The sequence below is a fragment of the Xylanibacter ruminicola 23 genome (assembly GCF_000025925.1).
GTDB lineage: Bacteria > Bacteroidota > Bacteroidia > Bacteroidales > Bacteroidaceae > Prevotella > Prevotella ruminicola.
In genome coordinates this window covers 2,800,867-2,815,152 of record NC_014033.1, presented here as the reverse complement: position 1 = coordinate 2,815,152, position 14,286 = coordinate 2,800,867, and the positions used below count along the sequence as shown (strand labels likewise).

Below are 14,286 nucleotides of genomic sequence, written 5' to 3'. Positions count from 1 at the left end.
TGCGTGCAAAATTACAAATTTAATTTCTTATTCTGCTATTTTTAACTCCCTTTTTTTCGCAGAACGGCTAACACTTAATATAACACCGATGTAGGCACAGTTAATGATGGTAGATGTACCACCTTTACTGATGAGTGGGAGCGGCTGTCCGGTAACGGGGGCGATACCTACGGCTACCAGCATATTGAACGAGGCCTGGATGACTAACAGCAAGGCCAGACCCATGGCCAGGAAGGCGGGGAAATTGTTCTCGCAGCGACTGGCAATACGGGCGGTGCGGTATAGCAGCACAATGTAAAGGAATACTACTGCTGTGGTGCCTACAATACCTAACTCCTCGATGACAATAGCGAAGATAAAGTCGGAGAAGGCCTGCGACAGAAAGTCGCGCTCTACCGACTGACCAGGACCTTTACCGATGATGTTACTCGATACGATGGCAATGTTAGCGTGTGCCACCTGTGCATCCTTGTCGAGGTCGTACTGGTCGGGAGTAATCTCTTCTTTGTTCGAGAATTTCTTGATACGTGATTTCCAGGTATCGGCACGGTGCAGCAGCTTCTCGATTTTACTCTTCTCCTTGGGGGCAGTAACCACTTGTTCGGTCTGGGCTTTATCTACGGCCACATTGGTATCGTTACCTACGGCCATAATGAGCAGTAAGCCTACCAAAGCCAAACCAATCACTACACCTGCCAGTTTTATCAGTTGCAGGGCGGGTACACGGCCGATGATCATCATGAGATATACTACCGAGCACAGCAGGGCTGCCGTCGATAGGTTCTCGACCATAATCAGGAAGGCGATGGGAGTCACGATGCACAGGATGTACTTGAAGGCCTTTTTATCGGCTCCGTTCTCGCGTTGCATGGCACTCAGAATCTGGGCTGTGGCCAGCACAATGGTGCCTTTGGCAATCTCGGACGGCTGGAACGTTAAGCCGAAGATATTAATCCATCGGCTGGCATCGCCGGTTCGTTCTCCAGCAGCCAGTACCCATAGTAGCAGTACTACGGTGATGATGAGTAAGAAAGGCGTCATCAGCTTGAAGTAACGGCACGGGATGTTAAGGGTAACTACCGCTACCACTGCACCCAATATGATGGTGACGGTGTGGAACACGATAGGACCCATATAGTTCTGGCTCTTATACGTCAGGTTACTCGAGGCAGAGAATACCTCGACAATACTGATCATACAGAGGAAGAAAAATACCATCCAGATGACCTTGTCTCCTTTAAAGATGTTGCCTATTTTCTTGTTCATTCTTTACAGACTTCTTGCTATTGTCTTAAACTGCTCGCCGCGATCCTCCATGTTCTTGAAGAGGTCGAACGAAGCACAGCAGGGGCTTAACAGTACGGTTTCGCCTGGCTTGGCCATCTCGTAGCAGGCCTCCATACACTCCTTCATAGAGTGGGTGTCGCGTACGGGAATGCCTAAGTTGTCGAAGTTGTCGTGCAGCTTCTGGTTGTCGGCACCCAGGTACACAATACCAGAGCATTTCTCCTTAACCAGTGGCTTGATGGGCTCGTAATCGTTGCCCTTATCCTTACCACCAATAATTAGGATAACCTTGGTCTTCATGGCCTCGAGGGCATACCAGCAGGCATCTACGTTGGTGGCCTTTGAGTCGTTGATATACTGCACGCCACGAACGGTGCAAACCTTTTCCAAACGGTGCTCAACACCAGGGAAGTCGCTTAGACTCTTGCGAATCTCTTCCTTCTTGATACCAGCAATGTCGGCAGCAATACCGGCAGCCAGCGAGTTGTAGATGTTGTGCTTACCTGTTAGACTCAGACTCTCCTGCTCCATATTGAATGGCTCGGGCTTCTCAATCTTATACTTGCCCTCCTCGATGTAACCAATCACGCCCTTCTCCTTCAGCTCAGAGAACGGGTACTGGATAGAGTGGATATCGTACTTCTCTAATTCGCGCTTGATGATGGGATCGTCGGCCCAGTAGATGAAGGCATCCTTATCTGTCTGGTTCTGGATGATACGCATCTTGGCATCTACATAGTTCTGCATCTCGAAGTTGTAACGATCCAGATGGTCGGGTGTGATATTCAGCAGAATAGCGATGTCGGCACGGAAATCGTACATATTGTCGAGCTGGAATGAGCTGAGTTCGATGATGTAGTATTCGTGTGGATCCTCGGCCACCTGCAGAGCCAGCGAGTTACCTATATTACCAGCCAAACCGGCATCGTAACCAGCCTCCTTAAAGATATGATAGATGAGCGAGGTAGTGGTGGTTTTACCGTTAGAACCTGTGATACAGATCATCTTTGAATCGGTATAGCGACCAGCAAACTCAATCTCGCTGATGATATGGATACCTTTGGCAATGATCTTCTGAATCATGGGAGCGGTATCGGGGATGCCTGGACTCTTGATGATTTCGTCGGCATTCAGAATCTTCTCTTCTGTGTGCTGACCCTCTTCCCACTCAATCTGGTGGTCGTCCAACTGTTTCTTGTACTTGTCGGCAATCTTCGACATGTCTGATACAAACACATCGAAACCTTCTTTCTTTGCGAGAACAGCAGCTCCTGCGCCACTTTCTCCTGCTCCTAATATAACAATCCTTTTCATATACTTGTTTAACGCATCTTTAATGTGATGATGGTGAGTGCGGCCAGAATAACTGATGTAATCCAGAATCGGATAGTGATCTTCGACTCGTGGAACGGACGATGAGGCCAACTCTTCAGAATATATTTACTTGTAGCATCGAGCTGTGTGTCGAGCTTACGGAAATTGTCGTGGATAGGTGTGGCACGGAACACGCGCACACGCTGCCCCTTACGCTTCATGAACTTGAACCACTGGGTCTGGATAATCACACTCAGACTCTCGACGAAGAAGATGCCGCACAGGATAGGCAGCAGCAACTCCTTGTGGATAATGATGGCGGCTACACCGATGATACCACCGATGGTAAGCGAACCGGTATCGCCCATGAATACCTGAGCGGGATAGGCATTGTACCACAGGAAACCAATCATGGCTCCGATGAATGCGCAGAGGAATACAACCAACTCCTCAGAGTGAGGGATATACATGATGTCGAAGTATGAGGCATAGCCGATGTGCGATGACACATAGGCCAGTATGCCTAACGCCACACCTACGATAGCTGAGTTACCTGCACACATACCATCCATACCATCGTTGAGGTTGGCACCGTTTGATACGGCTGTTACGGCAAAGATGGTGATGAATACGAAGATAATCCAACCGGCAGCTACCTTGTACTTGCCGCAGAACGACATCACGTTAGAGTAGTTCAGGTTGTGATTCTTTATGAATGGGATGGTGGTCTGTAACGATTTTACAGCCTCCTTCTTATGCTTTACCACAATCTCCTGGTTCTGTTGACGGACATTCACATTCTCACGAACCACTACATCGGGACTGAGCCAGAGTGTAAGACCAACGATGAAGCCGATGCTTACCTGACCAACAATCTTATACTTACCCTTCAAGCCATCCTTGTTGCGCTTGAAAATCTTGATATAGTCGTCGAGGAATCCCAGGAAACCTAACCATACGGTGGTAATAACCATCAGGATAAGATAGGTGTTGCGGATACGGCCGAAGAGCAACACAGGGATGAGGATGCTCACGATGATGATGATACCACCCATGGTAGGCACACCCTTCTTCTCGACTCCGAATGGGTCGATACTTGGATCGCGCTCGGTCTCAAAAATGCTGCGGCGCTTCATCCATTTAATAAACTTCTCACCAAACCATGCTGAGATTATCAGCGAGAGGATGAGCGTGAGCAGTGAGCGGAACGAAATGTACGCCCACATGTGTGATCCAGGTATATCGTACTGGTCGAGGAATCTGAACAGATAGTATAACATTGTTGATAATATTAAGAGTTAAAAATTTCCTTTACTACTTCCTTATCGTCGAAGTGGTGCTTTACACCTTTAATTTCCTGATAGTCTTCATGGCCCTTGCCGGCAATCAGAATAACGTCGCCCTTTTCGGCCAGCATGCAGGCGGTGCGGATAGCCTCACGGCGATCAACAATGCTCACAACCTTCTTCATCTGCTTCTGGTCGAGGCCTGCCAGCATATCGTTGATGATATCCTGTGGCTCCTCAAAGCGTGGGTTATCAGAGGTGATAATCACCTTATCGCTCTGCTTAACGGCCTCCTGTGCCATGATGGGGCGCTTACCTTTATCACGATTACCGCCAGCACCGCATACGGTGATGACCTTACCCTTACCGTTCAGTACCTCGTGGATGGCATTGAGCACATTCTCCAAGGCATCAGGGGTGTGGGCATAGTCAACAATGGCTGTATAGCCTTCGGGTGAGTGGATAGGCTCCAATCTTCCGTTCACACTCTTCAACGTACTCATAATGAGCAGGATATCCTCGGGTTTCTTGCCTAGCATTACAGCAGCGCCATAAACGGCCAGCAGGTTGCTGACGTTGAACTTACCGATAAACTGCACACCAACCTCCTTGCCGTTGATGTCGAGATACATACCCTCGAAGTGGCACTCGATGATCTTAGCCTTGAAATCGGCCATGGTGCGGGTAGAGTAGGTCTTTACGTTGGCCTTGCAGTTCTGCACCATCACCATGCCATTCTTGTCGTCGGCATTGGTAATGGCAAAGGCATCTTTCTCCAAACCATCGAAGAAAGCCTTCTTGGCATCACGGTAGTTCTCAAAGGTCTTGTGATAGTCCAAGTGGTCGCGTGTCAGGTTGGTGAACAAACCACCTGCAAACTTCAGTCCGCCGATACGCTTTTGAGCGATGGCGTGACTCGAGCACTCCATGAAGGCATACTCACAACCGGCATCAACCATCTGAGCCAGCAAGCGGTTCAGCTCGATGGGGTCGGGAGTAGTATGATCGGCTGGGATAGCCTCGTCCTCGATGTAGTTGCATACAGTTGACAGCAGACCGCACTTATGTCCGAACTTGCGGAACATATTATATAATAAGGTGGCGATGGTGGTCTTACCATTGGTACCTGTTACACCTACCAGTTTGAGTTTACGCGATGGGTCGCCATAGAACTGGGTGGCAACCTCGCCTACACAGCTCTCGGTAGATGCTACTTGAACAAATGTTACTTTAGGATCCTGCTCCTCTGGCAATTTCTCACACAATACAGCAGTTGCTCCTAACTCAATGGCTTTTGGAATGAACTTGTGTCCATCGGTTACGGTGCCTGGGATGGCGACGAACAGATGACCAGCTTCAATGCGACGTGAATCGATGTTCACACCGGTAATCTCTACATCAACATCGCCCTGCGTGTTGAGTACTTCTACATTCTTGAGCAGTTCATTTAACTTCATATGCTTATACCTTATTATATATATTAATCTAAAATGAGTTCGCACACCATTCCTTGCTTAACTGCGGTTCCGGCGTGGATACTTTGTGATTTAACTTTTCCTCTTCCTTTGATGCGTGCCTTAACACGACGGCTCTCTAACAGATAAACGGCATCTTTGGCACCCATGCCTGTTACATCGGGTACGGTATGCTTGCTGCCTTCGCGATAGTTGGCGCTGCTAGGAGCCGAAGCCTTGGTCTTAAGACTGGCCAATACGTAGTTGGCAGCCTGGCTATCGCCCTTCTTAACTGCAGGTGTAAACGATGAGCGAGAATCGCGGGCATCATCTACGCTACGCTTCAGACTCTGTGCCATTACACCTTCGGCAATATGGTGGAATACCACACCACTCATACCACCACCAGATGCGGGCAGGCCCGACTTCTTGAGGCAGACGATACAGGTGTAACGTGGGTTGTCGGCAGGGAAGAAACCTGCGAAACTCAACCAGTAACGGGTAACGCCTGAGTGGTAACTACCAAACTGGTCGGCCACCTGGGCTGTACCTGTCTTACCTGCCACCTTGAATGATTTAGAGCCGGCCTTCTTACCCAGCCCCTGACTAACCACGTGTTCCAGAATGGTCTGCATGGTTTTGATGGTCTGTGGTTTGGCAATGCGCTCTTTCAGCACTACTGGCTCGAACTCGCGAATCACCTCGCCGTTCTTCATCAGCTGCTTAACAAAGCGTGGCTGCATCATCTTGCCGTTGTTGGCTATCGCATTATAGAAAGCCACGGTGTTGATTGGTGCTATCTGAGTTTCGTAACCAATACTCATCCAGGGTAGGGTGGTCTTACTCCAGTACTTGGATCTGTCGGTAGTCTTGGTATCCGGCATACGGATCATAGGGGTATGATAACCCACCAATGGCAACTTCAGGTCCTCGTGTATACCTATTCTATATAGACCCTCTACGTATTTCTTGGGGTTATGACCGTAGTACTTGTCGATCAGGTAGCTTACGCCGATGTTCGAACTTACTTCGAGGGCGCGTGCTACATTGATGGTGCCATAGCCGCCACGACGCCAGTTGTGATCCTTCATGGGACGACCGTGCATCTCCATCACACCACAGCCTGTTGGGATAGTCATTGTGGTGTCGATCACACCATCGTCGAGGGCAACAAGGAACGAGGCTACCTTGAATACTGAACCTGGTTCACAACGGTAGCTGATGGCATTGTTCACCATCTCGTAATAGTTGCCGTCCAATCCACGGGTCATATTTACAATGGCTTTTACGTCGCCGGTCTTTACCTCCATCAGGATGGCTACGCCCATTTCGCCGTTAATCTCCTTCAGTTCATCTACCAAGGCACGCTCGGCCAAATCCTGCATACCTACATCGATGGTGGTTACTACATCTACACCATCCTCGGGCGACAGTACAGGGATGTCGAGGTACTTGCTCAGAATCTTACGACGATGCATCAAACCATTCTTACCACGGAGTAAGGTGTCTAACGAGAGCTCCAGACCATTCTTGGCACTATCTTTAGCACCGTACATCTCACCGATGGTACGCTGGGCCAAGGTGCCGAATGGCTTACGGCGTGAGTTGAAGGTCTCCCAGTGGAAACCGCCTTTATACAGTTTCTCTCTGAAGATGGGCAGTTCGTGTACCTCGCAGAAAGTATTGTAATCAATACGGCGAGGCCAGATAGCCCAGTGACGGGCACCTACGGTACCGTTCTTCATCACTTTACGCTTACCTTCCAACAGATGTGCCTTGAATTCGGCAGCCGACTTCTGTGGAAAAATCTGGTTCAGTCCATAGCAGATGGTGTCAATCTCGGCTGCCCAGATAGAGTCGCGCTTGTGTACACCAGTAGAATCCTCGGCACCAGCCTGGAAATCCATATATACCTTATACTCTGGGATACTGCTGGCCATCAGCTGACCGTCGCAACTCAGAATATTTCCACGATTAGGCTTTACGGTGACGCTATCACGCTTCAGTCGCGAGGCCACCTGAGTCCAATAATCCTTTTTGGCAGTCATGATGTACATGGCTTTGCCCACTACGGCAAAACCAATCAGCGTGAGTACTACTGCAATGACGAAGTAGCGCGGCATGACTTTATCGCTATTGAACTTACTCATCTCGTTTCTTTATTCTGGTACATTAATAATATAAGGTGGCTGGTCGGAAATATGCAGCAGCGTATCTCTGTTCTGCTTCAATGCCTCCAGCACATGACTCTCACGGCATTTCTCTGTCAGGGTACTTGAACTCGACAAGGCCTTGTATTTGGCATGCAGCAGTTCTTTCTCCAGTTTATCGATGGCAATCAGATCCTGCTGGCACTGGTATCTGGAAGCCACATAGATGATGGTGAACAATACCATGAGTACAATCAGCCAAATCTGGCGGCGCACCATGTCGGCTGTCAGAAAGTCGCCACCAAGAATAGTCCTCAGATTCAGGGATGGGGTGAGTTTGGGGTCTTCCTCCTTCACCTTTTCCTTAATCTTCTGGATGGTTTTCTTGGCATGCTCTTTTACATCGGCAGCTTCAACCAGCAGTTCAATTTCTTCTTTGTTCTCCATCTTCTCTCTTATATTTTCTCTGCTATTCTCAATTTGGCGCTACGGCTACGAGGGTTCTGTTGCTGCTCCTCGTCGCTGGGCACAATCACCTTGTTGTTTATCAGGCGGAAAGGCGCCTCGATACGACCGAAGAAGTCTTGCTTAATCTTACCTTCTACGTTGCCGGCTTTCATCATGTTCTTCACGATGCGGTCCTCGAGCGAGTGGTAGGTGATGACCGACAGGCGTCCACCTTCGCCAAGCAGATCCTTGGCGCCGTTCAGCATCTCCTTCAGGGCATCCATCTCGTGATTCACCTCTATACGTAGGGCCTGGAACATCTTGGCCATCTCTTTCTTCTCGCGTTCGCGCTGGAAGAGTTTCTCGGTGGCGCTCATCAGGTCGCCAGTAGTCTCAATCTTCTTCTCATTGCGTGTCTTGGCAATGATGGATGCTATCTTGCGGGCATTCTTCAGTTCGCCGTAGATATAGAAGATGTCGGCCAACTGCTCCTCATCGTAGGTGTTGAGAATCTCGGCAGCGGTAGTTCCGGCTCGTTTGTTCATACGCATATCCAATGGGGCGTCGAATCGGAAAGAGAAACCACGTGTTTCATCATCAAAGTGATGGCTCGATACACCTAAGTCGGCCAGCAAACCGTCGATATGGTCCACGCCGTAATAGCGCATCCAGTTCTTCAGATATCTGAAGTTGCTGCGTACAAATGTAAAGCGATCGTCGTTTACAATGTTCTTCTCGGCATCTGGATCCTGATCAAAACTATATAAATGCGCCTTTTCATCGAGTCGGCGCAGTATCTCTTTACTGTGGCCGCCACCGCCAAAGGTAACGTCTACGTAAATGCCGCCAGACTTGATAGCAAGTCCGTCGATGCTCTCATGGAGAAGCACGGGTACATGGTATGTCTCAGCTGTGGTTATCATAAAGCCTCACAGTTATTCATAATGTTCTCAAATTCAATTCCAAATTCTTCTTCGGTCTTCAGCGTCTGCTTCAGTCGCTCTGGTGCCCACATCTCGATGGTGTTGTCCATGCCGATGAACTGGATGTCCTGATCAATCTCGGCAACCTTCAGCAGGCGCTTTGAGATGAGGAATCGGCCATTGCCATCAAGCGTTACAACTTCTGCCTCCGATACAAACTGTCGGAACATCTGCTGGTGGGTGTGCTTCCATGGGTGAAGTTGCGACTTCAAAAGGTCGAGGCGCTCGTTCCATACGCTTTCAGGATAGAGCACCAAGCAATTCTGGAAGACGTCCTTTCTGAGTACCAGGTTTTCCTCGCCAGATGCCTGTAGCACCTTGCGGAAAACAGCTGGCAGGAAAGCTCTTCCCTTAGCGTCGATCTTAGCCTCTATATTACCTATAAAACGCATGCGTACATATTTAATAATAAATTTGCCGCAAAGTTACTCATTTTTCCCCACTCTACACCACAATTCCCCACTTTTTTTCAAATTTAACCTTTTTTTGATGATTTTGCCCCCTCTCGTGTCCTAAATACATTTAAAAACTAAGTTTTTTCTGCATTTTTTGCTCATTATTCAAAGAAATGTGCTATTTTTGCAACTTGTTAGTGCATGAGAGAAATGACAACCGTAACAGAGCGTACGATAGACATTGAAAAAATCCTGAAAGGGAAGATGGGCGCAAAGGCTAAGTTTGTGCCCGGTTTCTTGGTTAGTTGGCTAAAGAAGATAGCCCACCAGGACCAGGTAAACGCTTTTCTTTGGGAGAGTCGAGATAAAGTTGGCGTTGAATGGTTGGAGGAATGTGTGAAATACCTCGACATGACGCTGAACATCGTTGGTAAGGAGAATCTGCCTGATCCTAACGATGGCAAATTATACACTTTTGTAAGTAATCACCCGTTGGGTGGTGAGGATGGTGTGGCACTGGGTGCTATCATCGGCCGTTTCTATGAGGGACGATTCCGTTATCTGGTTAACGACCTGCTGATGAACCTGCCTGGTTTGGCGCCGTTGTGCATCCCCATCAATAAAACAGGTAACCAGAGTCGTAACTTCCCAGCGATGGTCGAGGCTGGTTTCCAGAGTGATCACCATATGCTGATGTTCCCTGCTGGCATCTGTTCGCGAAAAAAGAACGGTGTGATTCAGGATCTTCCCTGGAAAAAGACCTTTATCTCGAAGAGTGTGGAATATCAGCGTGATGTGGTGCCCATCCATTTCAGCGGCGAGAACAGTAAGTTCTTCTATCGCTTAGCAAACTTCAGCGACAAGCACCTGCCCTTTAACTTGGCTATGCTGTTTTTGGTCGATGAAATGTACAAAAACGTGCACAAATCTTTCGAAGTAAAGATTGGTAAGCCAATTCCCTGGCAGACATTCGATAAGTCGAAATCACCGATGGAATGGGCAGAATTTGTAAAAGATCAAGTCTATAAACTATAAACTTTTTTAAGTAGAGAGAATGGAACAGGAAATTATCCAACCAATTGCTAAAGAGGTTCTCAAGAGTGAACTCACTCCCGACCGTCAGCTGCGTATGACGAACAAGAGCCACAATGAGATTTATATCATTACGGCTCACAATGCACCCAACGTGATGAAAGAAATCGGACGTTTACGTGAGATTGCTTTCCGCGAAGCTGGTGGCGGTACAGGCAAGTCGATGGATATCGATGAATTCGATACTTGTGACAACTGTTACAAGCAGCTGATTGTTTGGAACCCTGAGGCAGAGGAGATTATCGGTGGCTACCGTTATCTGCTTGGTACCGATTGGGAATACGATGAAAAGGGGCAGCCCATTCTGGCTACCAGTCATATGTTCCACTTCTCCGATCGCTTTATTAAGGATTACGCCCCTTGGACCATCGAACTCGGTCGTTCATTCGTCTCTCTTCCTTATCAGAGTTCACGCATGGGTGCCAAGAGCTTGTTTGCACTCGATAACCTGTGGGATGGACTTGGTGCCCTGACGGTGATTAAGCCTAACGTGAAATATTTCTTTGGAAAAATGACCATGTATCCATCATATATCCGCAAAGGCCGCGATATGATTCTCTACTTCCTGAAGAAGCATTTCGACGATAAGGATAAGCTGATTATACCGATGAAACCGCTGGAATTGGAAACCGATCCCAAGGAATTGGAGTCGTTGTTTGGTGGTACATCGTTCAAGGACGACTATCGCGTGCTGAATGGCGAAATCCGTAAGTTGGGCTATAACATCCCACCATTGGTTAATGCGTATATGAGTCTGTCGCCAACCATGAAGTTGTTTGGTACTGCTATCAACTATGGCTTTGGTGATGTGGAGGAAACTGGTATCCTGATTGCTGTTGATGAAATTCTTGAAGAGAAGCGTGTGCGTCATATCGACTCGTTTATCAAGGAACATCCTGAGGCTCTGAAGATTACCAGCGGCGCCAATCAGGTAATTTATAAGGAAAAGTAAGTTAAAAAAGATTTAACCTAAAGATAACGTACTGTTTTATCTTACTTTAAGAATTTCATCGTACCTTTGCACTCGGAAAGAATAAAGGCAAAGACGATGAAAAAGGCAATGATGTATCTACTGTTGGCATTGGGCATCACATTATTTGTGATGTTCGTAGGTGGTGCTATCGGTGGTTTTTTTATTGGTTTCGTTGATGGCTATAATGGTGATAAGGTTGGAGTTTCTTCTTCTATATCTTATCTGGCAGGATTAGGTTCAGGCTTGGCGCTGATTCTTTGCTTAATTCTTAATTTCGTGTTCCTTAAGAATAAATTTGCCAGCTATACTATCGGTCGCATTCCTAAGCCCATCCGTTGGAAGGTTTTTTTAGGTATGATTATTGCGATGGGTGGTATGGCAGTACTTTTTGCTGCGATGAATGATGTGGCAATCGAAAGGGGCTGGCGTGATGATTTTTTGATTGAGTCGTATGCTTGGATGCAGCATCATCCTGTATTCTCGATATTCGTAATTGCTATTGTCGAGGCTACTGCCGATCTGATTATCTATGGTGCCGTGATTCGCGAAATCTTAGAGTGGAAACACCGCCCTCAAGTCGTAATTTTGGTTTACGGCTTGATTATGGCTCTTATAAATATGCTTGATGGCAACTTCATGTTGATGATTGTCTCCATGATGATGGCCCAACTCCAGGCGTTGGTTTATGAATATACCCGTAGTGTGATACCTATTATTATAGGTGATGTGGCTTTTTGGGTGGTTACATTATGCCTGATAGGTATTCCTTCAAGCGGATGGTGGCTCTTGATTGGTATCATCTTGGTTCTACCAGGTTTGTATCTGGCTGTTAATCCGATGGAACCTTACAAACCTATTGATTAAGCCTTTGCTTGCGCTTATGCGTTAACTAATAGTTGGAGTCCGATGCCTCTGACTGTTTTCAACGTAATCTTTGGCTCATCGGCCAATACTTTTCTGAGTTTATTGACGAATACATCGAGCGAACGACTTGCAAAGTAATCATCTTCAGTATTCCAGAATCTACTCAGAATTGCTTCTCTACGAACCACATTATTCTTGTTCTCGGCCAGCAGCTGTAGTATCTGAGCCTCTCGCTGGGTGATGGTCTGTGCCTCGCCTGTTTCGTCGTTGCGAAGAGTGGCGTGATTGGCATCCAACGTGAATTTTCCCAGTTTGTAGTGACTGGTCTCGTTCTGCGTCTTAGCGCCACCACGCATCTTCATAAGCGCTTGGATATGAGCGTCTAACTCCTCTGGTACGAAGGGCTTCTTTACATAGTTATTGATGCCTAAGCGATAACCGGCCTTTACATCGTTGGGCGAAGTGAGGGCCGAAGTGAAGATGATGATTACGTCGCCGTCTGTTTCGCGGATACGTTCCACCATTTCGAAACCATTCATTACAGGCATGTCGATATCCGATATAATCACGTCGGGATGCGTTTCCTCCCAAACTTTCACACCTTCCTTGCCATTCTTGGCGGTAATTACTTCGTAGCCACCAATAATGTCTTCCAGACCTGTCTTCTCGATGTAAGCGAGTGATTCGTCGTCTTCAACTAATAATAACTTGATCATACGTTCTTTGGGATATAAAGTGTAAACTCTGAAAATTTGTCTTTCTCACTCGATACCGTCACCTTGCCGCCATGGGCCTGCATAACCTGATCGACATAGTTCAGACCTAAGCCGAAGCCTGATACGCCGCCTTTGCGGTTCTTTTCGTGGATGGCAGCACGACCGAACTTGTCGAAGATAATCTGCTGCTCTTCCTTGGTGATACCTATACCGTTATCGCGTACCTTTAAGAGTACATTTTTGTCGGTGTCTATCGATGAAATCTTGATTTTTATCTCGTCCTTCGAGTATTTAATGGCGTTATCCAGCAGGTTGGCAATAGCCTCTGTAAGGTATTGCTCGTCGGCCAGCACATTCCTTATTTTCAGATCTGTAATAATCTCGAGAGGCTTGTCGGCTTTGGCCTTTGCTTTCTCGATTAAATCGGCAATTATTGGTTCTATGTCTATATCCCACTTGTTCAGAATCAGCTTTTTGTTCTCGAGTTTTGAGATGGTGAGCAGTTTGTTGACGAGTGCCAACAGGTGTTCGGCTTCTTCTTCAATGATGGTATAGTACTTTTCTTTAATCTGTGGCTTGTCGTCAACCTTACCGCTATGCAGGAAGTGTGCACCCATAATTATCGATGAAAGCGGCGATTTCATATCGTGAACCATCGCATACGAGAAGTCGTTACGCAACTCGGCCATCTGCTCCTGCTCGGTAATAAACTTCAACAGCTGCACAATAATGATTGCAAAGAAACCAAGAATAAATGCACTCAACAGAAAGAGTGGACTCAGTTTCTGAGCCAATTCGGGATAGGGGTTGTTAAGTGCTAGCTGGATGGCTCGCGATTGGTCTCTACGAATGCTGACGGGGCGTGTGAGTAGCGACCACGAGGTGTTAAGCTCGTTGTTACGCCTGAGCACATTCTTGTTCGAATCTACCTCCAATATGGTTACGTTGCGGTTAATATCAGCTACACTCAGCAGCGAGTCGACATAGAGCGCAACAGTATCGAGTGAGATCTCTGATTGATAATCTTTGCTCAGAGCATCGTTCATACCCTCAACCGACGAGGCTAACGATATGTTACCTCGTGCTTCTGACAGACTGAGTGTATCGTCGGCTGTTACCAGGTCGGCACGTGTGTAGCTCTCATAGAACATGGCCCAAGTGAGCTGGTTACCAGCGCGTTCCGTCATATCCTTGGTGACAGAACGATAGGTCATCCACATATAAAGAGTCAGCAGTAGCAGAACTGCCACCGCACTCACAATCGACACGTATTTATACCTGTTTTTATGCATAACCGCCTGCAAAGATAGTGCAAAATACGTGAA

The 14,286-nt window shown here is 47.4% G+C and carries 13 protein-coding genes; 3 read left to right on the top strand and 10 right to left on the bottom strand.

Translation table 11 applies throughout. The annotated features are described in order from the left end of the window. Window positions 1-27 precede the first annotated feature (27 nt). The 8 genes from PRU_RS12010 to mraZ are packed head-to-tail and all read right to left on the bottom strand — an operon-like array spanning window position 28 to window position 9,313. Complete coding sequence (locus PRU_RS12010; RefSeq protein WP_013064230.1) at window positions 28-1,266, bottom strand: FtsW/RodA/SpoVE family cell cycle protein; 1,239 nt, start codon at window positions 1,264-1,266, stop codon at window positions 28-30. Window positions 1,267-1,269: 3 nt separating this feature from the next. Next, window positions 1,270-2,601, bottom strand: a complete 1,332-nt coding sequence (murD, locus tag PRU_RS12005) for a UDP-N-acetylmuramoyl-L-alanine--D-glutamate ligase (protein ID WP_013064845.1) — start codon at window positions 2,599-2,601, stop codon at window positions 1,270-1,272. 8 nt (window positions 2,602-2,609) lie between these two features. Continuing rightward, on the bottom strand, window positions 2,610-3,881 hold the full coding sequence (locus tag PRU_RS12000; RefSeq protein WP_013063086.1) for a phospho-N-acetylmuramoyl-pentapeptide-transferase: 1,272 nt from the start codon (window positions 3,879-3,881) through the stop codon (window positions 2,610-2,612). Between the two features lie 11 nt (window positions 3,882-3,892). Further along, on the bottom strand, window positions 3,893-5,344 hold the full coding sequence (locus tag PRU_RS11995) for a UDP-N-acetylmuramoyl-L-alanyl-D-glutamate--2,6-diaminopimelate ligase (protein ID WP_013063596.1): 1,452 nt from the start codon (window positions 5,342-5,344) through the stop codon (window positions 3,893-3,895). A 23-nt stretch (window positions 5,345-5,367) separates the two neighbouring features. Next, a complete protein-coding gene (locus PRU_RS11990) occupies window positions 5,368-7,491 on the bottom strand; it encodes a penicillin-binding protein (protein WP_041386193.1) in 2,124 nt (707 codons plus the stop codon). A gap of 9 nt (window positions 7,492-7,500) precedes the next feature. Next, the gene (locus tag PRU_RS11985; RefSeq protein ID WP_013064597.1) at window positions 7,501-7,938 is read right to left on the bottom strand and encodes an FtsL-like putative cell division protein; all 438 of its coding nucleotides are present in this window, start codon (window positions 7,936-7,938) and stop codon (window positions 7,501-7,503) included. 8 nt (window positions 7,939-7,946) lie between these two features. After that, entirely contained in the window at window positions 7,947-8,861 is a 915-nt protein-coding gene (gene rsmH, locus PRU_RS11980) for a 16S rRNA (cytosine(1402)-N(4))-methyltransferase RsmH (RefSeq protein WP_013065354.1), read from the bottom strand. After that, on the bottom strand, window positions 8,858-9,313 hold the full coding sequence (gene mraZ, locus PRU_RS11975) for a division/cell wall cluster transcriptional repressor MraZ (RefSeq protein WP_013063363.1): 456 nt from the start codon (window positions 9,311-9,313) through the stop codon (window positions 8,858-8,860). The genes rsmH and mraZ overlap by 4 nt, the downstream gene beginning before the upstream one ends. Window positions 9,314-9,526: 213 nt before the next feature. Here mraZ and PRU_RS11970 point away from each other — a divergent pair, with 213 nt between their 5' ends. The 3 genes from PRU_RS11970 (at window position 9,527) to PRU_RS11960 (ending at window position 12,245) form a co-directional block, all read left to right on the top strand. Next, window positions 9,527-10,351 carry a glycerol acyltransferase gene (locus tag PRU_RS11970; RefSeq protein WP_013064868.1) on the top strand — a complete coding sequence of 275 codons (825 nt, stop codon included), beginning with the start codon at window positions 9,527-9,529 and terminating at the stop codon, window positions 10,349-10,351. A 19-nt stretch (window positions 10,352-10,370) separates the two neighbouring features. Next, window positions 10,371-11,360: a GNAT family N-acetyltransferase gene (locus PRU_RS11965; protein WP_013064261.1), complete on the top strand. Its 990-nt coding sequence runs from the start codon at window positions 10,371-10,373 to the stop codon at window positions 11,358-11,360. A 108-nt stretch (window positions 11,361-11,468) separates the two neighbouring features. After that, window positions 11,469-12,245: a hypothetical protein gene (locus tag PRU_RS11960; RefSeq protein ID WP_143040113.1), complete on the top strand. Its 777-nt coding sequence runs from the start codon at window positions 11,469-11,471 to the stop codon at window positions 12,243-12,245. A gap of 14 nt (window positions 12,246-12,259) precedes the next feature. Here PRU_RS11960 and PRU_RS11955 read toward each other — a convergent pair whose 3' ends face one another. After that, window positions 12,260-12,961, bottom strand: coding sequence for a response regulator transcription factor (locus PRU_RS11955; protein WP_013063765.1), 702 nt, complete (start codon window positions 12,959-12,961; stop codon window positions 12,260-12,262). Then, window positions 12,958-14,253: a sensor histidine kinase gene (locus tag PRU_RS11950; protein WP_013063664.1), complete on the bottom strand. Its 1,296-nt coding sequence runs from the start codon at window positions 14,251-14,253 to the stop codon at window positions 12,958-12,960. The genes PRU_RS11955 and PRU_RS11950 overlap by 4 nt, the downstream gene beginning before the upstream one ends. Window positions 14,254-14,286: the final 33 nt, after the last annotated feature.

Excerpts from the sequence above, each read along its gene's own strand:
- PRU_RS11955 (WP_013063765.1), bottom strand. The coding sequence starts at position 12,961 with ATGATCAAGTTATTATTAGTTGAAGACGACGAATCACTCGCTTACATC.
- PRU_RS11970 (WP_013064868.1), top strand. The coding sequence starts at position 9,527 with ATGACAACCGTAACAGAGCGTACGATAGACATTGAAAAAATCCTGAAA.
- PRU_RS11995 (WP_013063596.1), bottom strand. The coding sequence starts at position 5,344 with ATGAAGTTAAATGAACTGCTCAAGAATGTAGAAGTACTCAACACGCAG.
- mraZ (WP_013063363.1), bottom strand. The coding sequence starts at position 9,313 with ATGCGTTTTATAGGTAATATAGAGGCTAAGATCGACGCTAAGGGAAGA.
- PRU_RS11960 (WP_143040113.1), top strand. The coding sequence starts at position 11,469 with ATGATGTATCTACTGTTGGCATTGGGCATCACATTATTTGTGATGTTC.
- PRU_RS11965 (WP_013064261.1), top strand. The coding sequence starts at position 10,371 with ATGGAACAGGAAATTATCCAACCAATTGCTAAAGAGGTTCTCAAGAGT.
- PRU_RS12010 (WP_013064230.1), bottom strand. The coding sequence starts at position 1,266 with ATGAACAAGAAAATAGGCAACATCTTTAAAGGAGACAAGGTCATCTGG.
- PRU_RS12000 (WP_013063086.1), bottom strand. The coding sequence starts at position 3,881 with ATGTTATACTATCTGTTCAGATTCCTCGACCAGTACGATATACCTGGA.
- rsmH (WP_013065354.1), bottom strand. The coding sequence starts at position 8,861 with ATGATAACCACAGCTGAGACATACCATGTACCCGTGCTTCTCCATGAG.
- murD (WP_013064845.1), bottom strand. The coding sequence starts at position 2,601 with ATGAAAAGGATTGTTATATTAGGAGCAGGAGAAAGTGGCGCAGGAGCT.
- PRU_RS11950 (WP_013063664.1), bottom strand. The coding sequence starts at position 14,253 with ATGCATAAAAACAGGTATAAATACGTGTCGATTGTGAGTGCGGTGGCA.
- PRU_RS11985 (WP_013064597.1), bottom strand. The coding sequence starts at position 7,938 with ATGGAGAACAAAGAAGAAATTGAACTGCTGGTTGAAGCTGCCGATGTA.
- PRU_RS11990 (WP_041386193.1), bottom strand. The coding sequence starts at position 7,491 with ATGAGTAAGTTCAATAGCGATAAAGTCATGCCGCGCTACTTCGTCATT.